27 protein-coding genes are annotated in these 23753 nt (G+C 66.7%); 11 read left to right on the top strand and 16 right to left on the bottom strand.

The features are described 5' to 3' along the window. Positions 1-65 precede the first annotated feature (65 nt). From EP380_RS09180 to EP380_RS09140, 9 genes are all read left to right on the top strand, one after another. Complete coding sequence (locus EP380_RS09180) at positions 66-497, top strand: phasin family protein (RefSeq protein ID WP_106570367.1); 432 nt, start codon at positions 66-68, stop codon at positions 495-497. Positions 498-570: 73 nt separating this feature from the next. Next, a complete protein-coding gene (locus EP380_RS09175; RefSeq protein WP_238719789.1) occupies positions 571-1818 on the top strand; it encodes an alpha-hydroxy-acid oxidizing protein in 1248 nt (415 codons plus the stop codon). Between the two features lie 35 nt (positions 1819-1853). Further along, complete coding sequence (locus EP380_RS09170; protein WP_106570365.1) at positions 1854-2333, top strand: MaoC family dehydratase; 480 nt, start codon at positions 1854-1856, stop codon at positions 2331-2333. Positions 2334-2653: 320 nt separating this feature from the next. After that, on the top strand, positions 2654-3931 hold the full coding sequence (locus EP380_RS09165; protein ID WP_420845849.1) for an imelysin family protein: 1278 nt from the start codon (positions 2654-2656) through the stop codon (positions 3929-3931). Positions 3932-4000: 69 nt separating this feature from the next. Then, positions 4001-4312, top strand: a complete 312-nt coding sequence (locus tag EP380_RS09160; protein WP_106570363.1) for a (2Fe-2S)-binding protein — start codon at positions 4001-4003, stop codon at positions 4310-4312. Next, entirely contained in the window at positions 4278-4763 is a 486-nt protein-coding gene (gene bfr / locus EP380_RS09155) for a bacterioferritin (protein WP_106570362.1), read from the top strand. Before EP380_RS09160 ends, bfr begins: the two co-directional genes overlap by 35 nt. Positions 4764-4775: 12 nt before the next feature. Beyond that, on the top strand, positions 4776-6332 hold the full coding sequence (locus tag EP380_RS09150; RefSeq protein WP_127598114.1) for a di-heme oxidoreductase family protein: 1557 nt from the start codon (positions 4776-4778) through the stop codon (positions 6330-6332). Continuing rightward, the gene (locus tag EP380_RS09145; protein WP_238719788.1) at positions 6332-7405 is read left to right on the top strand and encodes an imelysin family protein; all 1074 of its coding nucleotides are present in this window, start codon (positions 6332-6334) and stop codon (positions 7403-7405) included. Before EP380_RS09150 ends, EP380_RS09145 begins: the two co-directional genes overlap by 1 nt. Then, entirely contained in the window at positions 7405-8499 is a 1095-nt protein-coding gene (locus EP380_RS09140; protein WP_338036297.1) for a DUF1513 domain-containing protein, read from the top strand. The genes EP380_RS09145 and EP380_RS09140 overlap by 1 nt, the downstream gene beginning before the upstream one ends. A 43-nt stretch (positions 8500-8542) precedes the next feature. Here EP380_RS09140 and phnN read toward each other — a convergent pair whose 3' ends face one another. The 7 genes from phnN to phnC form a co-directional block, all read right to left on the bottom strand. Next, on the bottom strand, positions 8543-9175 hold the full coding sequence (phnN, locus tag EP380_RS09135; RefSeq protein ID WP_127598110.1) for a phosphonate metabolism protein/1,5-bisphosphokinase (PRPP-forming) PhnN: 633 nt from the start codon (positions 9173-9175) through the stop codon (positions 8543-8545). Then, entirely contained in the window at positions 9172-10311 is a 1140-nt protein-coding gene (locus tag EP380_RS09130) for an alpha-D-ribose 1-methylphosphonate 5-triphosphate diphosphatase (RefSeq protein WP_106570357.1), read from the bottom strand. Before EP380_RS09130 ends, phnN begins: the two co-directional genes overlap by 4 nt. Before the next feature lies 1 nt (position 10312). After that, positions 10313-11020, bottom strand: a complete 708-nt coding sequence (locus EP380_RS09125; RefSeq protein WP_127598108.1) for a DUF1045 domain-containing protein — start codon at positions 11018-11020, stop codon at positions 10313-10315. Between the two features lie 253 nt (positions 11021-11273). Further along, the gene (gene phnE / locus EP380_RS09120; protein WP_127598106.1) at positions 11274-12611 is read right to left on the bottom strand and encodes a phosphonate ABC transporter, permease protein PhnE; all 1338 of its coding nucleotides are present in this window, start codon (positions 12609-12611) and stop codon (positions 11274-11276) included. Next, positions 12611-13468 (bottom strand): phosphonate ABC transporter, permease protein PhnE, encoded by an 858-nt coding sequence (gene phnE, locus EP380_RS09115; RefSeq protein ID WP_127598104.1) that lies wholly within the window; start codon positions 13466-13468, stop codon positions 12611-12613. The genes phnE (EP380_RS09120) and phnE (EP380_RS09115) overlap by 1 nt, the downstream gene beginning before the upstream one ends. Before the next feature lie 62 nt (positions 13469-13530). Then, positions 13531-14436, bottom strand: coding sequence for a phosphonate ABC transporter substrate-binding protein (gene phnD, locus EP380_RS09110; RefSeq protein WP_106570353.1), 906 nt, complete (start codon positions 14434-14436; stop codon positions 13531-13533). Between the two features lie 60 nt (positions 14437-14496). Further along, complete coding sequence (phnC, locus tag EP380_RS09105; protein WP_127598102.1) at positions 14497-15318, bottom strand: phosphonate ABC transporter ATP-binding protein; 822 nt, start codon at positions 15316-15318, stop codon at positions 14497-14499. Positions 15319-15638: 320 nt separating this feature from the next. Here phnC and EP380_RS09100 point away from each other — a divergent pair, with 320 nt between their 5' ends. Further along, on the top strand, positions 15639-16697 hold the full coding sequence (locus tag EP380_RS09100; protein WP_106570351.1) for a transporter substrate-binding domain-containing protein: 1059 nt from the start codon (positions 15639-15641) through the stop codon (positions 16695-16697). A gap of 86 nt (positions 16698-16783) precedes the next feature. Here EP380_RS09100 and EP380_RS09095 read toward each other — a convergent pair whose 3' ends face one another. The 8 genes from EP380_RS09095 to phnG all read right to left on the bottom strand — a co-directional run bounded on the left by EP380_RS09095 (position 16784) and on the right by phnG (position 22656). Then, positions 16784-17053 carry a GyrI-like domain-containing protein gene (locus EP380_RS09095; RefSeq protein ID WP_238719787.1) on the bottom strand — a complete coding sequence of 90 codons (270 nt, stop codon included), beginning with the start codon at positions 17051-17053 and terminating at the stop codon, positions 16784-16786. A 159-nt stretch (positions 17054-17212) separates the two neighbouring features. Continuing rightward, positions 17213-17827, bottom strand: a complete 615-nt coding sequence (locus tag EP380_RS09090) for a DapH/DapD/GlmU-related protein (RefSeq protein ID WP_420845848.1) — start codon at positions 17825-17827, stop codon at positions 17213-17215. Further along, positions 17827-18531: a phosphonate C-P lyase system protein PhnL gene (phnL, locus tag EP380_RS09085; RefSeq protein ID WP_106570350.1), complete on the bottom strand. Its 705-nt coding sequence runs from the start codon at positions 18529-18531 to the stop codon at positions 17827-17829. The genes EP380_RS09090 and phnL overlap by 1 nt, the downstream gene beginning before the upstream one ends. Positions 18532-18595: 64 nt before the next feature. After that, the gene (phnK, locus tag EP380_RS09080) at positions 18596-19372 is read right to left on the bottom strand and encodes a phosphonate C-P lyase system protein PhnK (RefSeq protein ID WP_106570529.1); all 777 of its coding nucleotides are present in this window, start codon (positions 19370-19372) and stop codon (positions 18596-18598) included. Positions 19373-19418: 46 nt separating this feature from the next. Continuing rightward, positions 19419-20312, bottom strand: coding sequence for an alpha-D-ribose 1-methylphosphonate 5-phosphate C-P-lyase PhnJ (locus tag EP380_RS09075; protein WP_106570349.1), 894 nt, complete (start codon positions 20310-20312; stop codon positions 19419-19421). A 147-nt stretch (positions 20313-20459) separates the two neighbouring features. Then, the gene (locus EP380_RS09070; protein WP_106570348.1) at positions 20460-21569 is read right to left on the bottom strand and encodes a carbon-phosphorus lyase complex subunit; all 1110 of its coding nucleotides are present in this window, start codon (positions 21567-21569) and stop codon (positions 20460-20462) included. 5 nt (positions 21570-21574) lie between these two features. Then, entirely contained in the window at positions 21575-22186 is a 612-nt protein-coding gene (gene phnH / locus EP380_RS09065; RefSeq protein WP_106570347.1) for a phosphonate C-P lyase system protein PhnH, read from the bottom strand. Continuing rightward, positions 22186-22656, bottom strand: coding sequence for a phosphonate C-P lyase system protein PhnG (gene phnG, locus EP380_RS09060; protein WP_127598099.1), 471 nt, complete (start codon positions 22654-22656; stop codon positions 22186-22188). The genes phnH and phnG overlap by 1 nt, the downstream gene beginning before the upstream one ends. Before the next feature lie 109 nt (positions 22657-22765). Between phnG and phnF the strand changes: the two genes are divergently transcribed. Then, the gene (phnF, locus tag EP380_RS09055; RefSeq protein ID WP_106570528.1) at positions 22766-23506 is read left to right on the top strand and encodes a phosphonate metabolism transcriptional regulator PhnF; all 741 of its coding nucleotides are present in this window, start codon (positions 22766-22768) and stop codon (positions 23504-23506) included. 13 nt (positions 23507-23519) lie between these two features. Here the strand turns inward: phnF and EP380_RS09050 are convergent, their stop codons facing one another. After that, on the bottom strand, positions 23520-23741 hold the full coding sequence (locus EP380_RS09050) for a hypothetical protein (protein ID WP_127598097.1): 222 nt from the start codon (positions 23739-23741) through the stop codon (positions 23520-23522). Positions 23742-23753: the final 12 nt, after the last annotated feature.

Here is a 23753-nt window from a genome sequence, read left to right as displayed (position 1 = left end):
GGCACATCGCCTAATCTGAAAGCCGACGGAAACGCCGTCGCCCCTGTTGGAGATGGGAGGAATTCATGGCGAAGAAACCGCACTCGGATTCGATCATCGACCTGTTCGCGAAATTCGGCGAGGATCTGAAAATGCCGAACATGGATATCGAACGGATCATCGAGCACCATCGCAAGAACCTCGAGGCGTTCGAGAAGGCGACAAAAACGGCAGCCGCCGGCGCCGGTGACGTTTTCGGCAAGCAGCGCGCCGCCCTGGAGGAGACCCTGCGCGAGGCCAGCGAGATGGCGCGCGGCTTCCAGGCGCCGGGAAACCCGCAGGACCTGCTCGCCAAACAGGCCGATTTCGCCCGGCGCTCCTTCGAGGCCGCCGTCCGCAATGCCAGCGAGATCGGCGAGGTGATGCGCAAATCCTCCAGCGAATCGGTCGAGATCCTGCGCGAGCGGATTCGCGAGGCGATGGCCGACATGCGCAACGACAGCGGGTCGCGGACATGATCGCAGCGGCGCCGGCGCGCCAACGCCCATGACGCAAGACACCGGCGCTGCGGCTCCCGGGCGTCGGCGCCAGATGGAGGTTTACGTCACCGGCGCCGGCGGCGCGCGCCCGACCGTTCCGGTTTCCGCAACGCTTCTGGAGGCGCGGGCCGCGCGGGCCATGACGCGGCAAGCCGCCGCCTACGTGATCGGCGGTGCCGGGCTCGAGGCCTCGATGGCGGCCAATCGCGCCGCTTTCGGGCGCCATCGTTTCGTGCCCCGCGTGCTGCGCGACGTCTCGGTGCGCGATCTCGGTGTCGATCTTTTCGGGCGCCGTCACCGCGCGCCATTGCTTCTGGCGCCGATCGGCGTTCTGGAGCTCGTTCATCGCCAAGCCGACCTCGCCGTGGCGCGCGCGGCCGCCGCCACGCAGATCGGCATGGTGTTTTCCAACCAGGCCTCGGTTGCCATGGAGGACTGTGCCGCCGCGATGGGGACCGCGCCGCGATGGTTCCAGCTTTACTGGTCGCGCGACGACGCGTTCGTGCGCTCGCTGCTGGCCCGCGCCGAAAAGGCCGGCTGCGAGGCGATCGTGGTCACGCTCGACACCACGCTTCTCGGCTGGCGGCCGCGGGATCTCGATCTCGGCTACCTGCCGTTTCTGCGCGGCATGGGGCTGGCGCAATATCTGTCCGATCCCGTCTTCCGCGCCAATATTCCCGCCAGTCCGCCCGATACCGGCATTAGGCCGCGCGGTGCGAAACTGCTCGCCACCGCCTACGGCCTGCACCGCAAGGGACGCCAGTTCGGGCTTTCGATGACCGGGATGCGCGCCGCAGCAGCCTATTTCACCGCGACCTATTCCAGGCCCGACCTCAACTGGGCCGACATTGCGCGCCTGCGCGCCATGACCAACCTGCCGATCGTCCTGAAAGGCGTTCGCCACGCCGACGATGCCAGGCTGGCGCGCGAACACGGCGTCGACGGCATCGTGGTGTCCAATCATGGCGGCCGGCAGGTCGATGGCGAGACGGCGACGCTCGACGCCCTGCCCGGGGTGGCGGCGGCGGCGGGAGACCTGCCGGTGCTGCTCGATTCGGGCATCCGCACCGGCGCCGACGTCGCCAAGGCGCTCGCGCTCGGCGCGCGGGCGGTGCTTTTGGGTCGGCCCTATGTCTACGGCCTGGCGCTTGCGGGCGAGACCGGGGTTCGCGAGGTGATCGGCAACATCCTGGCCGAGCTCGACCTGACGCTGGCACTGTGCGGCCTCGACAACATCGCGGCCCTCGAACCCGGCTGTCTTGCCGCGGACGCGCCGACGGGCGGCCCCGAACCGATATGACGGAGGAGAGGATCAGGCATGAGGACAGGGGCGTGATGGCGGGACGAAAGCCGAGCTTCGACGAGTTGACGCGCATGGCCGGCACCGAGCTCGGCGTGTCGTCGTGGATTTGCGTCGACCAATCCATGATCGACCAGTTTGCCGAGACCACGCGCGACCGGCAATGGATCCATATCGATGTCGAACGGGCACAGCGCGAAAGCCCGTACAAGGCGCCGGTCGCGCATGGCTACCTGACGCTCTCGCTGGTCGCGGCGATGAGCTACGAGATCGGTGCCGCGCCGGACGGCACGGTGGCGGCGGTCAATTACGGGCTCGACAGGGTGCGCTTCCTGGCGCCGGTACGGGCCGGCGCGAACATTCGCATGCGCTCCAAACTGATCTCGTTCGAAAACAAGGGCGAACGACGCTATCTGATGAAATGCCACAACGTGGTCGAGATCGAGGGCGAGGAACAGGCCGCGCTGGTCGCCGACACGCTGGCGCTGCTGGTGGCCGCGCCGGACGCCGCGTGATGCGCGCGGATCGACCGGCGCGCTGTGACGGAAAACATGACTATAACTGTCAAGTCAGTTTAGAATTATTCTAAACTATTGATTTTTCATCCTTTTTAATGTGAATCCGTTTGACATCCGGATTTCTGGGAGTCATGTCTTCGGCTGAAAGCTGAAGCGACTTTCGACTGTCGGGCCTTGAACCCGGCCGTTTGGAGAGGATCGGACCCGCCGCAATGGCCAGCGCGCCCTTGCCGACCGGGCCGCGCCCGTCTCCGACAGCCAGGCTCCAACCGGACCCATGCGGTTTTGCGCTGCAGTTCGAGCCGAAGGACAAAGCCTTGCCGAAGATTTTTTTGACCGCAGCCGCCACGACGGCGCTGATCGCAACGACCCTGACGGGTCAGGCGCTTGCCTCGACCGATACGCGGGCCGTGCTGAGCACCTATGCCGACATCGCGCACGCCACCTACGAGGACGCGCTGTCGACCGCCATGCGCCTCGACGAGGCCGTCGACGCGCTGATTGCCGCGCCCTCGGCCGAAACCATGGCGGCGGCGAAAGCGGCCTGGCGGGCAGCCCGCATTCCCTACCAGCAAAGCGAAGCCTACCGGTTCGGCAACCCGATCGTCGATGAATGGGAGGGCCGGGTGAACGCCTGGCCGCTCGATGAGGGGCTGATCGATTACGTCGACGCGCGCTACGGCGTGGAGTCCGACGATAACGGGCTCTACACCGCCAACGTGGTTGCCAACACGACCCTGATGATCAATGGCAGCGAAGTCGACGCGTCCGAGATCACGCCAAGATTTCTGGCCGACACGCTGCACGAGGCCGGCGAGATCGAGGCCAATGTCGCCACCGGCTATCACGCGATCGAGTTCCTGCTGTGGGGGCAGGATCTGAACGGCACCGGGCCGGGCGCCGGCGCGCGCGCCCACACGGATTACGACCCGCAAAACTGCACCGGCGGCAATTGCGAGCGCCGGGCGCTTTATCTGGCCGCCGCCACCGATCTGCTGGTTCTCGACCTGGAGGAAATGGTCGCCAACTGGGCCGAGAACGGCGCGGCGCGCCGGGCGCTGGCCGAAGGCTCGGCGGAAGCCGGGCTGGCTGCGATGCTGACCGGCATCGGCTCGCTATCCTACGGCGAACTGGCCGGCGAGCGCATGAAGCTCGGACTGCTGTTGCATGACCCCGAGGAGGAGCATGACTGCTTTTCCGACAACACCCACATCTCGCATCTTTACGACGCCGTCGGCATTCGCAACGTCTATGCTGGCCGCTACGAGCGGATCGACGGCTCGGTGGTGGACGGTCCATCGCTGTCGGCGCTGGTGCGCGAGAGCGACGCGGCCCTGGACGCGGAGCTGACGGCCAAGCTCGACGCCACGGTTGCCGCCATGCAGGCGATCGCGGACAAGGCGCAGGCCGGCGAGGCCTACGACCAGATGATCGGCGAGGCCAACAGCGCCGGCAACGCCCTCGTGCAGGCGGCGATCGATGCGCTGATCGACCAGACCCGATCCATCGAACGGGTCGTCGCCGGGCTCGAACTCGACGCGATCGGGTTCGAGGGCTCCGACAGTCTCGACGATCCCGAGGCGGTGTTTCAGTGAGCGGCACGGGACGCCGAATGTGCTAGAGTAAGCCAGCGGCCACAGCGCCGCGAGCCTGGAAGAACGACAATGCTGGTTTGTCACTGCAATTTGATCACGCAGAGGGAAATCGAGGACACGATTGCCGGCCTGCTGGATGCCGATCCCTGGCAGCTGATCGTGCCGGCGAAAGTCTATCACGCCATGGCCAAACGCGGACGCTGTTGCGGCTGCTTCCCAAATGTGGTGGAAACGATCATCCGGGTCACCGAGGCGTATCACGCCCGTTCGGCCGCGGCCGAGCCGGATATCCTTTCACATCTCGACCGCGTCCGCGGACTGCGTGGTCAGTTTGGGAGCAGGCGCCATGAAGGGCGAAAAACAAGTCATCGAGCGGCTTAACGAGGCGCTGTTTCTGGAACTCGGCGCAGTCAACCAGTACTGGCTGCACTACCGGCTGCTCCAGGATTGGGGCTACGCCAAGCTCGCGCAGAAGGAGCGCGAGGAATCGATCGAGGAAATGCACCACGCCGACAAGCTGGTCGAGCGCATCATTTTCCTCGAGGGCCATCCCAACCTGCAGTCGGTGGCGCCGCTCAAGATCGGCCAGAACGTCAAGGAAGTTCTGGAAGCCGACCTGGCCGGCGAACACGAGGCGCGCAGCTCCTACAAGAAGTCGCGCGACATCTGCCACGAGCACGGCGACTACGTGTCGATGGCGCTGTTTGAGGAACTGCTTGCCGACGAGGAAGGCCATATCGACTTCCTCGAAACCCAGCTCGAACTGCTGAACACGATCGGCGAGAAGAATTACGGGCTGCTCAACGCGGCGTCCGCCGACAAGGAGGAATAGGATCATGGACGCATGCGACCGCTGACCCTTCTGTCCCGTCGCATGCGTCCGATCCGCCCGGCGCTCCTTGTTGCCGCGCTCGGCGCTCTGGCTCTGCCGGGCCTCGCGGCCGACGAGACCGGCCCGGCCACGAGCCGCGACGACCTCACCGCAGCCGACCGCGAGCGCGTCGAGGCCGTCACCCGGCCGACGACGGATTTTTCCGCGGCCGAGACATACGAGGCGCTGCCCGGCGGGGCCGCGACCTCGCGCAAGCGCGTCAATCAGGACGCGTTTTCCCACCCCTCGGCCAATCTCAGCTTCGAGGAAGAGGGCACGTTCAAGCTCGGCAACGCGCTGTTTCGCAAATTGTGGGTGTCCTCGCCCTCCTCCACCCAGGCCTCCGACGGCCTCGGGCCGCTGTTCAACGCCCGCGCCTGCCAGAGCTGTCATCTGAAGGACGGGCGCGGCCATCCGCCGGAGGGCGACCGCGACGCGACCTCGATGTTCCTGCGCCTGTCGCGTGCGCCGCGCACGCCCGACGAGCAGGCGCTCTTGAAGGATAAAACCCTGCTCAACCTGCCCGACCCGGTCTATGGCGGCCAGCTCCAGGACCTGGCCGTACCGGGCCTGAAAGGCGAGGGCCGCATGGTCGTCACCTATGAGGAGTTTACCGTCACGCTTGGCGACGGCACCGAGGTCGCGATGCGCCGGCCCGACTACGCGGTCAGCGATCTCGCCTACGGGCCGATGGATGTCAGCACCACCTTGTCGCCGCGGGTGACGCCGCCGATGATCGGCCTCGGCCTGATCGAGCAGATCCATCCGGCCGACATTCTCGGCCTTGCCGATCCGGACGATGCCGACGGCGACGGGATTTCGGGAAAACCCAATATCGTGCGCGACCCGGCAAGCGGCGCGCTTGTGCTCGGCCGCTTCGGCTGGAAGGCGCAGACACACTCGATCCGTCGCCAGTCGGCGGAAGCTTTTGCCGGCGATATCGGCATTTCCTCGCCCGACCTGCCCAACCATTGGGGCGACTGCACCCCCAGCCAGGCCGACTGCCTGGCGGCCGCGACCGGCGTTCAGCCGCGCCTCGGCGACAGCGAGGCGCCCGATCCGGTGCTCGACCTGGTGACGTTTTATTCGCAGAACCTCGCCGTGCCGGCCCGCCGCGACGTCGACGACCCGCAGGTGCTGAACGGCAAGCGGATCTTCTACGACCTCGGCTGCGCCGCCTGCCACCGGCCGAAATTCGTCACCCGGCGCGACGCACCCAATAAGACGCACGCCTTCCAGCTGATCTGGCCCTATTCGGATTTCCTGCTGCACGACATGGGACCGCGCATGGCGGACTGGCAGGTCGTCGGCGACGCGCGCGGCGGCGAATGGCGCACCCCGCCGCTGTGGGGGATCGGGCTGACGGAAACCGTCAACGGCCACACCTTCTTTTTGCATGACGGGCGCGCCCGAAACCTGACCGAGGCGATCCTGTGGCATGGCGGCGAGGGCGAAACCGCCCGCGACGGCTTCGCCGCCCTTGACGCCGACGACCGCGCCGCGTTGATGCGGTTTCTGGAATCGCTGTGATGATGCGCCTTCTCGCCCTCGCGCTCTGTCTCGGCTTGTCCCTGCCGGCCAGCGGCCACGCCGAGCCCGCACCGGCGGCCGCGATCACCCGCGCGGCGATCGACGCGGTGATCCGTCCGGGCTACGCGCGCTTCCGGGCGGCGGCCGAAACGCTGGAAAAAGACGTGCGCGCGTTGTGCGAGGCCCCCGGTCCGGCGCAACTGGAAACGGCGCGCGCGGCCTTTCGCGACACCGCGCTCGCCTGGGCATCGATCGAAATCGTCGGCTTCGGTCCGGTGCGGGCGCAAAACCGCCTGGAGCGCATCCTGTTCTGGCCCGACCGGCGCGGTATCGGCCTCAAACAGGTTCAGGCGATCCTGGCGACCGAAGACGACACGGCGACCGACACCGCCACGCTGGCGCAAAAGAGCGTGGCCGTGCAGGGGCTCGGCGCGCTCGAGTACGTGCTTTTCGGAACCGGCGCCGCAACGCTTGCCGAGGCCGACGCGTTTCGCTGCCGCTACGGCGCGGCGATCGGCACGAACCTGGCAAAAATCGCCGCCCGGATCGCTGCCGCCTGGGCCGGCGATGACGGCATTGCCGGCCAACTCGCCCGACCCGGGCCCGACAACGCGCTGTTTCGCGACCAGGACGAGGCGCTGGGCGAGGTCACCGACATTCTGATCCACGGCCTGGAACAGCTGCGCGCGGTGCGCCTGAACGGGTTTTTGGGCGAGACGCCCGAAAAGGATCGGCCGAAGCGGGCACTGCTGTGGCGCGCCGGGCTGACGGTCGCGACCGTCAAGGCCAATCTCGACGGGCTTCGAGATCTGTTCGACAAGGCCGGGTTCGCCGATCATCTGGCGGAAGAGGATCGCTGGATCGCCGCCTCGATCCGGTTCGAGTTCGCGCAGGCCGACGACGCCCTCTCGGTCCTGCCGGCGCGCATCGCCGATACGCTGGCCGACCCGCAAGCCCGCGAGAAGCTCGCCTTCGTGCGCGTCGTTTCCTCCAGCCTGTCGCAACTCGTTGGCGAGCATCTGGCCGCCGCCTACGGGCTGACGGCCGGGTTTTCCTCGCTCGACGGCGACTGATGGCGGCCCTGCTCAACCGCCGCGCCCTGCTGGCGGCGGCCGGCACCGGGCTCCTGGCCTGGATCGGCGCGCCGCGTGCGCTTGCCAGGCCAGGCCGAAAGACCGCCTTCGCGGCGGCCTACAAGGACCGCGACGGCCGGTTCGGGATCGCGCTCATCAGCGGCGACGGCGCGATTCACGCGCGCATCGCCTTGCCCGATCGCGGCCACGACATCGCCTGCGACGGGGCGGCGCGGCGCGCGGTCGCCTTCGCGCGGCGGCCGGGGTACTTCGCCGTCGTGTTCGACCTCGACCGCCGCGCCGAACCGGTGACCCTCCAGGCCGCACCCGGGCGACATTTTTTCGGCCATGGCGTCTTTTCCCCGGACGGAAGGCTTCTTTACGCGACCGAGAACGATTTCGAGGCCGCGCGCGGTCTGATCGGCGTCTACGATGCGACCGACGGCTTCCGTCGCGTCGGCGAATTCGACACGCACGGCATGGATCCGCACGAACTGCTCCTGATGCCGGACGGGCGCACGCTGGCGGTCGCCAATGGCGGCATCGAGACCCATCCCGATTTCGGCCGCGCCAAGCTCAATCTGGCGACCATGCGGCCTTCGCTGGTCTTCCTCGACCGGCTTCACGGCACGCTGGTCGAAACCCATCGCCTTGCCGCAGATCTGTACCAGCTTTCAATCCGCCACATGGCGGTCGACGGTAGCGGGCGGTGCTGGTTCGGCTGCCAGTATGAGGGCCCGCGCGGCGACGTGCCGCCGCTGGTCGGCCTCGCCAGGCCGGGCGATGCGATCAGGCTGCTCGATCTGCCGGGCGAGTCCTGGGCGGGGTTCGGCAATTATGTCGGCTCGGTCGCCTGCAACCCGACCGCCGACAGCGTCGCCGTCACCTCGCCACGTGGCAATCTACTGGCGACATTCGATGCCGCCAGCGGCCGGCTCGTGAGGCGACAGCGCCTCGAGGAAGTGTGCGGGCTCGCCGCGCAGGCGGACGGGTTTTTCGCCACCACCGGCACCGGCGCCATCCGCCCGGCAAACGGCAAGCCGGAACATGCCGATCTCGTCTGGGACAATCACGTCCTTCGTCTCGACGGCTGAGTTTTCGCAAAGGCCGGCGCCGCCGCGCGACCGCAAATGGCGGCTACAAATCCAGCGGCGCGCGCGCCAGCTCGCCGGCCATGCGGATCGCCGCCATAAGCGCCGCGCCGCCGGCCTCGAGCGTGTCGTCGTTTTGAATGACGGTCACCGGCGCGGGGATTTCGTCCTCGCCGGCCGCCGCGCGGGCCAGACGCGCCAGGATTTCTTCCTGCGTCTCGCGGCCCCGCGCGGCGAGCCTGGCGGCGCGGGTCGCGGGCGCGGCGGTGACGAAAACGACGCTGACGTTGCGATAACGCGCCCTGAGCGCCGGAATCGCGGTGCGCGACAGATTGGCGACGACCGTGGCGCCGGCGGCGATCTTGTCGTCGACGACGGCCGGCAGGCCGTAATGCAGGCCATGGGCGCTCCAGGACAGGGCGAAGGCGCCGTTGGCCTCGGCCTCCACAAAGGCCTCTACGGACAGAACGTCGTGGTCCTCCGTGCCGCCGTCCGGCGCGCGGGTGATCACCCGGCGCACGAAATGGACCGCATGCCCGTCCTCGCCGGACAAACGGCCGCGCGCATAAGACATCAGCGTGTCCTTGCCGGCGCCGCTGGGTCCGACCACGGCAACGAAGGCACCCTGGCGCGCGCGCGGATCGGGACGTGCACGAAGTACTGTAGAGGCGTCGGTCATGCCACGCGGCGGCCTTCGCGCCACACCGAGCGGACGACGGGAATGTGCTCGTCGACGCGCACGCGCACCAGATCGGCGCGTTTGCCGACGGCGATCTCGCCGCGGTCGGTCAGACCGGTGGCATCGGCCGGATTTTTCGACACCATGGCGACGGCGCGCGGCAGCGAGATGCCGTCGACGACCTCGCCGAGGAAAAAGGCCGACTGGATCAGGCTGAACGGGATGTAATCGGACGACAGGATGTCGAGGCAGTCGTTCTCGGCCAACTGGCGCGCCGATACGTTGCCCGAATGCGAGCCGCCGCGCACGACGTTGGGCGCGCCCATCAACACACCCATTCCGGCCTTTTTCGACGCAGCGGCCGCCGTCATCGTGGTCGGAAACTCGGCGACGCGGATGCCCTGCTCGACGGCCTCGCCGACATGGGCCTCGGTGGCGTCGTCGTGGCTGGCAAGCACGATGCCGCGGTCGCGGCAGGCGGCGGCGATCGCCTCGCGCTGACGGCGCGAATTGCGCTGCGACTGCTCCATGCGTTTCTCGCAGAATTCGCGGAACGCCTCATCGGACAGATTGAGCTTGCGTTTGTAATAATTGGCATAGGTCTCCAGGTCGACGAACTGGCGCTGGCCCGGCGCGTGGTCCATCAGCGACACCAGCCGCACGCGGTCGTCGCCGTCATAAAGACCGAAACTGTCGACGCAATCGTCCGAGGAGACCTCGCAGCGCAGATGAATGAAATGGTCGGCGCGCAGCCGGTCGCCGCGCACGCCGTCCTCGATCGCGTCGGCCAGCTTGCGCATGTCCTTGGCGGCGATGTCGGAATCCTCGTCGAGCCCGATCCGCAACGCGTCGAAGACCGTGGTGATGCCCGAGGTCGCGACCTGGGCGTCGTGCGCCAGCACGGCGGCGAGCGGGTTCCAGCGCACTTTCGGCCGCGGCGCGTAGTGGCCCTCGAGATGGTCGGTGTGCAGCTCGACCAGCCCGGGGATGAGATAGTCGCCGCCGAAATCCTCGCCGTGCGCCGTGCCGCCGGTGCGGATGTCGGCGATCTTGCCGTCGCGAATCGCCACTGCGCCGTGGACGATCTCGTCGGCCAGAACGATGCGGGCATTGGACAGAATGGTTTCGGCACTCATCTCAGGCGGTCTTTCTTTGGTCGTGGCGGCCTATGGGGTGGAAGGCGCGCACGGTGAAGGGCGCGCCGGGCTCGGGCTCGACAAACAGCGCAATCGAGGCGATTTCGAGGGGCGCGGACAAAAACGGCGCAAAATGGTCGTCGATCGCCGATGCCAGGCGCTCGGCCTCGCGTCCCGTGGCCCGGCCGGTCAGCGTCATGTGGAAGCGAAATTCCTCGAACACATAGGGATATCCCCACTGGTGCAGGTTCTTGACCTGGGCCGGCGTCATGGCGGCCGGATTGCGCCTGGCGATATCCCCGTCGGCCAAGGGCGCGCGGAACGGCTCGAAGGCGCGCACGACGGCGCCGGCCAGCGCGTCGAGCGGCGGGTGACGTTCGGCCGGCACGAGGGCGAAGAACCCGTCGAGCTGGCGCGCGACCAGACGCGGCAACCGCACCGGCGCGCATTCGCCGGCAAAGGCGGCAGCGGCGTCGACAAGTTCGGCCTCGGTTTTGCCGGGAGCGAGCACGAACGGCGCCTTCAGCGTTGCATGGAAACCGTAACGCCGCGCCGAGGCGGTGTGAAAGGCAAGTTCGGCCGCCGACAGCGCGCCGGAACGCGCCGGGGCGACCGGCGCGCCGGAAAAGGCGTCACGTCCGAGCCAGGACGACGCCGCGCGGGTCAGCGCCGCGTCCTGCGGCGGCGTGAAATAAACAGCGTAACGCATGCATGAATCCTTGCCAGGCGCGATCCAATAGGTGATTTGCGTGACAGTTTGACGAAGGGCCGGTTTGTCCGCGACGCGGGAACGCGGCCGCCGTCGGCCGGAACCCTAGCCCGCCGCGTCGGACGCGATCAAGTGTCGATGCGCGAATGCATCGGCCGACAACCGGACGAGCCCGCGGCGCGGCGGCGCTTTTGCATGGCGCCGGATCGCGGATCGGCTCCGACACCGCGTTCCGGCTTCGCCTGGAAATACGTCAACGTCCCCCGATCAGCTTCGAGCGAAGCCAGCCCGACAGCATGTCGGTTGCCGAAACCATCATAAGGGTGAGCACGATATAATAGGTGACCTCTTCCCAGTCCTTCTGCGTCTGGATCGCCTGGGTCAACAACAATCCGATGCCGCCGCCAACGATAGCCCCGATCACCGTGGCGCTGCGCATATTGGATTCTAGATAATAGAGCACCTGGCTGACGATCACCGGGGCAAGCTGCGGGATGACGCCAAACCGGTTGCGTTGCACCACGTTGGCGCCCGTCGAGCGCAAGCCGTCGATCTGCTTTCTGTCCACGTTTTCGAGCGCCTCGGAGAAAAGCTTTCCGAACGTTCCGGTATCGGTAAACAGGATCGCCAGCGATCCCGTCAGCGGTCCGGGTCCGAAAGCGCGCGACAGGATGATCGTCCAGATCAACCCGTCGACGCCTCGCAGAAAGTCGAAAACACGCCGCATGCCGAAGCGAACCGGAAAAGCGGGGGCAAAGTTCTTCGCGGCGGCGAAGGCAAGCGGTACCGCCAGGATCGCCGCGCCCATCGTGCCCAGAAAAGCCATCAGCACGGTCTCGAAAATCGCCCAGGCGACGTCCTTGTGGCGCCACATCGCGTTGTTCCAGACGTCGGACGCCATCGCGGCAAGGTTCGATTCGCCCGCGCGCACCCGCTCACCGGACACGGCGAGCGCGGCGAGTTGTGCCCAGTCCTTGCCGTGAAACGGGCTGTCCAAGGTGAAGAAGAACAGCTCCCAGCCGCCGAAATAGCGGAACACTTCCGCCCGCGTCTTGGTGACGGTCAGGCGCCCCTCGGGTCGCGTGACGGTCACGCGCGAGGACGAGGCGTTGATCCATTCGGGGGTCGCGCCGGCAGGCATCGTCATCGTGATGCCGGTCCGGTTCTGGACGATCTCCAGAACGCCGTAATCCGGGATGTCGAAGCGGACCGCGTCTGGGTCGAAACGGACCACATTGCCGGCTTCCAGCGCGACGACGGTCGACGCCCCCTCGCGCACGACCCAGGCCGGCCATTGATCGTCGGCATAGGTTCCCTTGTTCTCGCCCTCGATGGCCACCGTCGTCTTGTCGAAACGATTGTCGCGCGTCACGTGGACCTTGTGACTGACCATGTCGGCGAGCAGAATACGGGCATTGTCCATGCGCGCACGCGCCGCCAGCCCGGCAATGTCGAAGGCAATGGCGACATAGACGAGATAGGCGAGCACCGCCGCGGGAATCCCGAAGGTGAGCATGCGCTTGCGGAAGGCGCGTCGCTCCGCGTCGCGCTTGGCGGCAGCCAGATCGAAACCGGCATCCAGCGTGGTCATCAGTGCCCCCCGACGAGACGGTTGCGGACATGGCTCGAGAGCTGGTCGATGGCGACGATGGTCAGAAACAGGAGCAGAAAGATCGCCGCGGCCGCGTCGTAGCGGCCGGTGCCCCAGGATATCGCCACGCGCAGCTCGGCGCCGATGCCGCCGGCGCCGACGAAGCCGAGAATGGCGGAAGCACGCACGTTTATCTCGAACCGCAACAGCGCATAGGAGAGATAGTTGGGCATGACCTGCGGCAGAACACCGAGCCACATGCGCTGAAACCACGACGCGCCGACCGACGACAGGCCTTCGATCGGCTTGAGGTCGGCGTTCTCGTTGACTTCCGAAAACAGCTTGCCGAGCGCGCCGGCGGTGTGGAAGGCGATGGCGATCATGGCCGGCACCGGGCCGCCGCCCAGAACGAAGATCAGCACCAGGGCAATCACGATTTCGGGAATGGCGCGCATCGTGTCCATCACCCGCCGGAACAGCGGCATGAGCCGCGGCCAGCGCGCCAGGCCGCGTGTCGAAAGCAGGGAAAGAAAAACCGCCAGAACAGCGCCAAGCAGGGTCGAAACCGCGGCGATGTTGATCGTCTCGATCATCGCCGGCAGGTAACGCCACAGATTGCCCGGCAGCGCGGCGCCCTTGTTTATCGCCTCCCGCACCAGTTCGACGGGAAAGTCGAAAATCTGCGACAGGCCGCTCCAGAAGCCGCCGGCGTTGCGGCTGTCGGCGAGATCGAAGCCGCCGGCAATCAGCGCAACGAATAAGACGAGCAGAAGAGCGGAATACAAGCGGCGGCGGCGCACCAGCGCCAGATAGTCCACCTTGAGGCCGTCAACGCCGCGGAGCGCGATGTCGGTCATCACTGCAATCTTTCAAAAAAGCGGACGGGCCCCGACAGGGCCCGTCCTCAAACCTTGGATAATCAATTTGTCTTGGCGCGGCGCACGGCGATGATCGATTCGTAGGCGTCATGCCCGATGGGCTCGAAACCGGCGGTTTCGCCCGCAGCCATGTTGTAGGCGCATTGTTCGTCCTTGGCGTGGAGGCCGTTCAGGAACGCCGTCACCTTCTCCTTGACGTCGGCCGGCAGGGCCTTGCGCAGCACGATCGGGCCTTCCGGGATCGGCTTCGACTTCCAGATTTCCACGATGTCGTTCATGTCGACGATGCCGGAATCGGCAGCCTTGCGCAAAGCGCCCGAATTGTAGCCGTCTTCCCAGGCGCCCTGGCCGTCGGCCCAGGTCACGCCCGCATCGACGTCGCCGTTGACGACCGCGACGATCGTCTGCTCATGACCGCCCGTGAACACCACCTCGTCGAAATAGACGCCGTCTTCCATCGTCGCGCCGATCTCTTCGGGAATTTCGATCGACGGGATCAGATAGCCGGAGGTCGAGTTCGGATCGCCGAAGCCGAACTTCTTGCCCTTCATGTCGGCGAGCGAGGTGATGCCGGAATCCTTCCGCGCAAAACCCACGGAGTGATAGGAGAACGAACCGTCGAGATTGGTCTTCACCAGCACCGGCTCGACCGCCTCGGGGTCGGTCAGATAGGTCTTGGCGTAGCCCGACGCACCGAGCCAGGCCATATCGATCGTGCCGCCGAGCAGGCCCTGAATGACGCCGTCATAGTCGGCCGGGGTGAACAGCTTGGTCTCGACGCCGAGGAGTTCCTCGACATAGGCACGGACGCATTCGTTCGACGTCATGCGGTCCTGGGCATTTTCACCGCCGAGAATGCCGATGCGGAATTCGGTGACCTGGTCCTGGGCAAGCGCCGGCGCTGCAAGCGCGGCCGAGGTAAGCAGGGCTGCGATCAATTTTTTCATGCTCGTTACTCCTTGATGTGGGGTGGAAATCAGCCTGGGTTTTCGCGCAGACGATTCGGATCAGACGGCGTAAGCCGGCTCGCGGACCGGCAGACGTTCCGGCTCGAGGGCTTCGATCGACGTCGAGGTGGACGCTTCCGAGAAGCTTTCATCCGCGCCGTAGATCTGGCGCGCGACCGAGGTCGTCAGCTCGTCCGGAGCGCCGTCGAAAACCACCGCTCCGTCGCGCATGCCGATGACCCGGTCGCAATAGCGGCGGGCCGTGTCGAGCGTGTGCAGATTGCACACGATCATGCGGCCGTCCTCGTCGTGGATCCGGCGCAGCGTATCCATGACGATCTGGGCGTTCATCGGATCGAGCGAGGCGATCGGCTCGTCGGCGAGGATGACCTTCGGGTCCTGCATCAGGGCCCGCGCGATCGCCACGCGCTGCTGCTGGCCGCCGGAGAGCGCCTCGACGCGCTTGGCCGCGTGATCGGCGATGCCGAGCCGGTCGAGAATGTCGATCGCGGTGTGAATATCCTCGGTCGGATAGAGACTGAACACCGTCGCCAGCGTCGAGCGGCGATTGAGCACGCCGTGCAGCACGTTGGAAACCACGTCGAGCCTGGGCACGAGATTGAACTGCTGGAAGATCATCGCGCAGTCGCGCTGCCAGGCCCGCAAGGCGACGCCGCGCAAGGCGGAGACTTCGCGATCGGCGAACGAGATCGCCCCTTCCGAGGGGTCGACCAGCCGGTTGATCATGCGCAACAGGGTCGATTTCCCCGCCCCGGAGCGGCCGATGATGCCGACCATCTGGCCGTCGCCGATCTCCACGTCGACAGCGTCGACCGCGGTCTTGTTGCCGAAGCGTCGCGTGACCTTCTGGATTTTCAGCATGCTTGCTTTCCCACGGCGGTTTTTCGCCTGTCTTGAGACTTGCGCTACCGAAGCCGCGTGAAAGTGGAATGTCAGGATGATGACAGTTCTGTAACGCCGCACACGGATGGGCGGCTCCCCGTCGTTGCTTGTTGCCATCGTCGGTCCGAGAAAATTTTCGCCGACTGGCTGTTCGATGACGAAAGAGTTGAGATGCCGATACGGTTCGTTTATTGCACCGCGCCATGGCTCTCCTGTCGACATCACAACCCTGCCGCAGATACGCGGCGAGACGTAAAACCACGATCCTTCGCGTACTTCTCGCGCGTGGCACACTTGCCATGCTGCTTCTGCTTGGCACGGTCACGACAGCGTCCGTGCAGGAGGGGAACACGCCGGCGGACCGGCTCAGTGTCGGGGTCTATGCCAGCCCGCCGTTCGTCATCGCCGCGGAGAACGGTTACGAAGGCATGGCGATAGATCTGTGGGAAGAGATCGCCGAACAGCTCGAATTGGACTTCAGCTACAAACCCTACCCGTCCCTTCGTACCCTCGTCGACGCGATCGCGGACGGGTCGGTCGATGTGGCGGTCACCAACCTCACCATCACGCGCAAGCGCGCCGAGCGCATAGACTTCACCCATCCATGGTTCGACGCCGGACTGCGGATCATGGTCGCCGAAAACCGAAGCGCCGGATTCGGCGACGTGGTCGCCGGGCTGCACAATTCGGGCCATCTGCGCGCCTATGGATGGTTGGCGCTGGTCATCGTGGCGGCCACCATCCTTCTGACGTTTTTCGACCGGCGCTTCGACGCGAACTTTCCGCGCCGGTGGCGCGACGGTCTGGCCGAAAGCTTCTACTCGGTCATGTCGGTGGCAACGTCGGGGAAAATGCCGTCACGCAAGAACCTGTTCGGTTGGATCGGCCGCATGTGGCAGGCGCTGTGGCTGGTCTGCGGCATTGCGGTGCTTGCTTATGTCACCTCCTCGGTGACAAGCGTGATGACCACGCTTTCACTCACCAGCCAGATCAACAGTCTTGAGGATCTTCCCGGCAAGCGCGTCGGTGTTTTCACCGGCAGCGTGGCCGAGGAATTCGTGCGCGAAACCGCGATCGCTCACAGTTCGTTCGACGATTTGGACGCCGCCGCGGAAGCTTTGCGAGGCGACCGGGTCGCCGCTATCGTCGGCGACGCACCGGTGCTTGAATATTTCACGCATAGCCACCCGAAGGAGACTTTCGAGGTGGTGGGGCCAATCTTCGAACCGGACAAATACGGTTTCGGGCTCGCCCATGGCAGCGCGTTGACGCGCCCGGTAACCATCCAACTTCTCGGCATGCATGAAAACGGTCGGGTCGAGGCATTGCGCGAACAATATTTCGGCGCGGCGCAATAGTCGGTCCGCAGCGGTTCCGGGAACTCTCCTAAAGCAGGCGGCGGGAACGCGTCAGGCCCGCCGTACCGGCTGACGTAGGATCGTCTTCAACTTCGACGGTTCGACCTTCGCGGATCGCCGAGATAGATCTCGTGGTGCGGACCGGAAAATTCGTAGCCGCGCGACGGCATCAGCTCGCCGTCAAACCAGGCCAGCGCCGGCCCTTCGTCATCGTGAGAGCCGATATGCATCGTCTGCGGGCAAGGCCCCTCTTCCAAGGGCGCCAGACTAAGGTGTTGGAGGGGCGCGTCCAATTTTCGCGACGCCTTGGCGACCGCGCCGTCGAACAGGCCCTCGTCGACGAAGTCCGGCGCCATGTCCGGCAAGCGGCTCGACCGGCCCGGACTTTAGCAGCTTGTCGAGCAGGCAGTAGATCGACGAGAAACCGATTTCGGTCCCCTCGCGCAATCCCCGCTCCTCGATCGACCGCCCGAGCTCGTGACCGTGGCACAGCGCTTCGCCGGGCAGGCTTCGGATCAGCCCTGGTATTTTTCCAGGAAGGCGGCGGCGTCGAGGGTGCGGAAATCGTCGAGCGCACCGCGCAGGCGCTGGTGATCCCAGTCCCACCAGGCCAGTTCCTGAAACCGCGCCGCGGTCGCGCGATCGAAACGCTCGCGGATCGGTTTGGCCGGAACGCCGCCGACGATCGTGTAGGGCGCGACATCCTTGGACACCACCGCGCCGGCCCCGATGACGGCGCCGTCGCCGATGCTGACCCCGGGCAGGACGGTCGAGCCGTGGCCGAACCAGGTATCGTGACCGATCGTGACCTTGTTCTGGCGGCGCCAGTCGAAAAACGCCTCCTCGTGCTCGGCATCCTCCCAATAGTCGGACGCGCGATAGGTGAAATGGTGCAGCGTCGGCCGCCAGGTCGGGTGGTTGGTGGCGTTGATGCGCACGGCGGCGGCGATATTGGCGAATTTGCCGATTTCGGCGCACCAGACGCCGCAATCCTGCATCACGTAGGAATAGTCGCCCAGGACGGAATCCTGGAAACGGGTACGCTCGGCGATTTCGGTATAGCGGCCGAGCGTCGAGCCGCTTGCCTCGGCGGTCGGATGAATGAACGGGGTTTCGGAAAGTTTCGGCATCAGGCGGCCTTTGCGGGAGCGAAATCGGTCACGTCGATGATCTGGTCGGCGACCGCTTCGCGCACGTCCTGATCGTGAAAAATGCCGAGCAGGGCAACGCCGGCCGCCTTCTTCTCGGCGATCATGTCGATCACCACGGCGCGATTGGTGGCGTCGAGCGAGGCGGTCGGCTCGTCGAGCAAGAGGATCGGATGGCGGGTGATGAAGCCCCGCGCGATATTGACGCGCTGCTGCTCGCCGCCGGAAAAGGTCGCCGGCGGCAGGTCCCACAATCGTTCAGGCAGATTAAGCCGGCTCAACAGATCGCGGCTGCGCGCCAGGGCTTCGGTTCTGTCGCGGCCGCGCGCCAGAAGCGGCTCGGCGACGATGTCGAGCGCCGACACGCGCGGCACGACGCGCAGGAACTGGCTGACATAACCGAGCGTGTCGCGGCGGATCGCCAGCACCTCGCGGGGACTGGCCGCGGCCATGTCGGTCAGCGTGCCGTGATGATCGATGATGATCTGGCCGGAATCGACGGCGTAGTTGCCGTAGAGCATCTTCAGGATCGAGCTCTTGCCGGCACCGGACGGCCCGCCGAGCACGGCACATTCGCCGGCCTGGAGCGCAAAGCGCGCATTGTCGACCACCGGCAGGCGGATGCCGTCGCGCAGATGCATGGTGAAGCTCTTGCAGAGCTCGGAAACGACAAGCGGCGTTGCCATTCGGTTTTCTCCCTTTCGCACGGTCGTGTCCGAGCCTCGGCTCCCGGGGTTCGCGCTCATGTCCTCACACCTGCAGGATCGAGGAGACGAGAAGCTGGGTGTAGGGCGCCTGCGGGTCGTCGAGCACCCGGTCGGTCAGGCCGTGCTCGACGACGTGACCGTCCTTCATCACCATCATGCGATGCGACAGAAGCCGGGCGACGGCGAGATCGTGCGTGACGACGATCGCGGCCAGGCCGAGCTCGCTGACGAGGCCGCGCACAAGATCGAGCAGGCGCGCCTGCACCGACACGTCGAGCCCGCCGGTCGGTTCGTCCATGAAGATCAGCCGCGGATGGGTGACGAGGTTGCGCGCGATCTGCAGGCGTTGGCGCATGCCGCCCGAAAAGGCGCGCGGCTGGTCGTCGACGCGGTCCTCGGCGATCTCGACGCGGCCCAGCCAGTCGACGGCGGTGGCGCGAATATTGCCGTAGTGGCGATCGCCGACCGCCATCAGGCGCTCCCCGACATTGGCGCCGGCCGAGACCGTCATCCTGAGACCGTCGGCCGGGTTCTGATGGACGAACCCCCAATCGGTGCGCATCAGGAAACGGCGCTCGGCCTCGCCCATGCGGTAGAGCTCGCGCCAGCTGTCGTCGCGCATGCGGTAGCTGACCGTACCGGAGGTCGGCAACAGCCGGGTCGAAACGCAGTTGAGCAACGTGGTCTTGCCCGAGCCCGACTCGCCGACGACGGCCAGCACCTCGCCCGGCCACAAATCGAACGAGACATCGTCGCAGCCGATGCGCGCGCCATAGGATTTGGACAGGCCCGCGACACGCAGCAGGGGCTCGGCGGACATGGTCTGGCTGGTCATGGCGACACCTTTCGTAACGGAACGCGGCGGGTCATTCGGCGGCCTGCGCCATCTCGCCGACATGGCCGGCCGCGCGCCGCTTTTCGCAGAAATCGGTGTCGGAGCAGACGAACATGTGGCCGCCGCGATCGTCCAGGATCACCTCGTCGAGATAGACGTTCTCGGCCCCGCACAGCGCGCACGGCTTGTCGAATTCCTGCACCTTGAACGGGTGGTCCTCGAAATCGAGGCTGACCACGTCGCAATAGGGCGGAATGGCATAGATGCGCTTCTCGCGCCCGGCGCCGAACAATTGCAGGGCCGGCGAGCGGTGCATCTTCGGATTGTCGAATTTCGGCGTCGGCGAGGGGTCCATCACATAGCGTCCCTCGACCTTGACCGGATAGGCGTAGGTGGTGGCGATATGGCCGTGCCGGGCGATGTCCTCGTAGAGCTTGACATGCATGAGGCCGTATTCCTCGAGCGCATGCATCTTGCGGGTCTCGGTCTCGCGCGGCTCGAGAAAGCGCAACGGCTCGGGGATCGGCACCTGGTAGACCAGCACCTGACCCTCGGCCAGCGGGTGCTCGGGAATGCGGTGGCGGGTCTGGATGATGGTCGCGCGCGCCGTTTCCGTCGTCACAGCGACGCGCGCCACCTTCTGGAAGAAGGCGCGGATCGACACCGCATTGGTGGTGTCGTCGGCGCCCTGGTCGATGACCTTCAGGACGTCGTCCGGACCGATCACCGACGCCGTCACCTGCACGCCGCCCGTGCCCCAGCCATACGGCATCGGCATCTCGCGGCTGGCGAACGGCACCTGGTAGCCGGGAATGGCGATGCCCTTGAGGATCGCGCGCCGGATCATGCGCTTGGTCTGTTCGTCCAGATAGGCGAAATTGTAGGACGGCGCTTGGGGAAGCGTTTCTGCAACACTATCGGACATGACGCGTTTCCTTCGAAAGGAGACCGACATGGACCTTCTCATCCTGCCGATCATTCTGGCGCTGGTGCTGACCGCCTATCTCATCCATCGCGGCTACCGGGCGAGGGCCCGGGGCCGACGAACCCCCGACCAGGAGAATTAGCCGGCTCATTCGGCAGCCTTTCCCGGCGCCTCGACGGCGGCATTCATGCGCGCCTCGGCTTCCGCGCGCAGGCGGCGGACCAGGTCGAGCTCGGCCTGGAAGTCGACATAATGCGGCAGCTTCAGATGCTCGACGAATCCGGTCGCCTGGACATTGTCGGAATGCGCGATCACGAATTCCTCGTCCTGGGCCGGGGCGGTGACGTCTTCCCCGAACTCGCCGGCGCGCAATGCCCGGTCGCACAGCGCCATCGCCATCGCCTTGCGCTCGGACTGGCCGAAAACCAGGCCGTAGCCGCGGGTGAATTGCGGCGGCGCCTTGGCCGAACCCTGGAACTGGTTGACCATCTGGCATTCGGTGACCTGGATGCGGCCGAGCGGCACCGGGAACGGGAGCTCGGGCACCTCGAGCTCGATGTCGAGTTCGCCGATCCTGATCTCGCCGACGAAGGGGTGCGAGCGGGCGTATCCGCGCTGGGTCGAATAGGCGAGCGCCAGCAGAAAACCCTCGTCGCCGCGCGCCAGCGCCTGCAGGCGCAGGTCGCGCTCCATCGGAAATTCCGGCGGTTCGCGGGTGATGTCGCCGGGTTCGCGGTCGTCGGGCAGTGCCCCGTCGCCCTCGATCAGTCCGTCGCGGGCCAGGATCTGCGAAACGCGCGGCATGGCCTCGGTGTCCGCGTCGCGCGTGGCCGGCGCGGCGACGGGCGCATCGCCGGCCAGTTCGGGATCGAGCAGCCGGTGGGTGTAGTCGAAGGTCGGGCCCAGAAGCTGGCCGCCCGGCAGATCCTTGTAGGTGGCCGATACCCGGCGTTCGATCAGCATCGCGCCGGTGTCGGCCGGCCTCGCATAGCCGAACCGCGGCAGGGTGGTGCGGTAGGCGCGCACCAGAAAGATCGCCTCGATCATGTCGCCGCGCGCCTGGCGGATGGCGAGCGCGGCGAGTTCCCGGTCGTAAAGCGAGCCTTCGGCCATCACCCGGTCGACGGCGAGGGCGAGCTGTTCGACGATCTGGTCGAGGCCGAGCGCCGGCACGTCGCGGTCGCCGCGGCGCCGATCGGCGAGCAGGCGGTGCGCGTTGTCGATGGCGGCCTCGCCGCCCTTCACGGCAACATACATGGCTCCTAGCCCTCCGTTTCGACGATGCGGGTGGTGCGCGGCAGACAGGCGAGCGCACCGGGCGCCGTCAGGACGAGGTCGACGCCGCGCGGGAAACGCCCATTGTTCTGCCGCCACTGCGCGGCCAGATGACGCGGCAGCGGCGCCGGCGCCAGCCGCGCGCGGCTCTCGATGCCCGGCCCTTCCAGAACCAGCGTCTCGCCGGCCGTCAGGGTGTCGAGCTGAAGGATGATGGTGGCCGAACGATCCGGGTAGTCCTGCGAGCCCTGGGCGAAATTTTCCAGCGCCATCAGCTCGCCCGGCCGCGAGACCAGGGCGAAATGAGCCTCGGCCGGCGTGAAGGCGAACGGCGCGCCGGTGTGGAAGCCGAGCCAGTCGCGGATTTCGCCGGAGCCCTGCAGCTCGGGATCGAGCCAGACCGGCGTGTCGTGGTCGCACAAGGTCAGCGCCACGGCACCGGCCTCGGCGGTCAGCGGCGCGGGCGGAGCAGCCAGCGGCGGCAGGGCCTGGGCGGTGCCCGGCCGGGCCATGGCCTCCATCAGCGCGCGGAAGACGCCTTGCGCGGCAATCACCGGTTCGGCGAAGCCGCCATCGATCGATCGGGTGGAAAACGCCATCAATCCTCTCCGCGCACCATGGTGAAAAAGTCGACCTTGGTGGCCGCCGTCTCGCGTCGGCGCTCGCTGTCGGCAACCGCCCCGGCGTCGCGCAGCGGCGCGACGATCCTGTCCTCGACCCATGCACGGCTTTGCGGGCGCTGCCACAGCGCGTCGACCGTCGCCGCGATCCGCACCTTGTCGCGATCGCGACCGAGCGCGTAGGCATGACCGACCTCGCCGGTCGCCAGCCGCACCGTGGCGCGCGTCACCGTCGCCTCGCCGAGATTGAAGGCCGCGCCGCCGCCGCCCATGCGCCCCCGCAGCATCACCAGCCCGATCTCGGGGCCGCGCACCAGTTCGGCGCCTTCGTCGAAATTGGCCTCTGCCCAGAGCCGGCGCAGCGTATCGCCGCCAGCCCGCGCGACCACGGCCATGGCGTCCCGACGCGCTGGCCGGCCTGCCTCGTCCTGCCTGTCTTGCTTTGTCATCCGATTCGACCGTTGCTGTGATTATTTGTCTATTGATATAGACAAGCATACAAATTATACCTTGTTCTAGCGCGTGTCCATGACGTTCGCGTGACAGGGCGAAATGGCGATGAAAAAAACCGACAAGACCATGGAACGGCGCAGCGGCATATCGCTGTGGCGCCAGATCGCCGACCAGATCAGGCGCGATATCGGCCAGAACCGGTTGGGCGCGAACGGGCGCCTGCCGCCCGAGACCGCGCTCGCGGCGCATTTCGGCGTCAACCGCCACACCCTACGCAGCGCGATCGCCGCGCTGGTCGAGGAGGGCGTCTTGCGCGCCGAGCAGGGGCGCGGCACCTTTGTCGAACGGCGCCGGCGCCTGACCTATCCGATCGGCGTGCGCACCCGGTTTTCCGAGGGACTGCGCGACCAGGCCCGCGACAGGCGCGGCCATCTGCTCGACCATCGCCTGGAGGCCGCCGACCAGCGTACGGCCGAGGCGCTCGCTCTGGCGCCCGATGCGCGGGTGATTCGCATGGACACGGTGTCGGAAGCCGACGGCCGCCCGGTGTCGCGCGCGACGAGCTGGTTCGATGCCGACCGCTTCGCCGGCTTCGCCGAGGCCTATCGCGAACTCGGTTCGATCACGCTGGCGTTCCAGCGTTACGGCGTAGCCGACTATTTCCGGGCGTCGACGCTGGTGTCGGCCCGCCATGCCGACGACGGCGACCTCGACGATCTGCGCCTGTCGGCGGGCGCGATCGTGCTGGTGGCGGTGGCCGTCAATATCGACACTGAGGGTCGGCCGATCCAATTCGCCGAAACGCGTTTCGCCGCCGACAGGGTCGAGTTGTCGGTCACGGCCTGACGAGGCCGCGCGGCTAGTCGCTCTCCCCCTCCCGTCCGTCCGGGCCGGCGGGCCCTTGGGGCGGCGCCCAGGCGATGAGCAGGCTCCAGACCCCGTAGGCGGTGGCCGCGGCGGCAAGCAGCGCCCAGCCGGTCTGGCCGTTCAGCCATTCCAGCGCCGCCCAGCCGGCGCATGCGGCGATGATCGCCAGCCGCCGCCACAGGGGATCGAACACCGAACCGGACTGTCCGCTCATGCCGCCCGCTCC

Origin of the sequence: Nitratireductor alexandrii (assembly GCF_004000215.1) — a bacterium.
Classification (GTDB): domain Bacteria; phylum Pseudomonadota; class Alphaproteobacteria; order Rhizobiales; family Rhizobiaceae; genus Mangrovimarina; species Mangrovimarina alexandrii.
The sequence above is the reverse complement of the archived record's forward strand: the minus strand, read 5'-3'. Positions and strand labels throughout refer to the sequence as shown.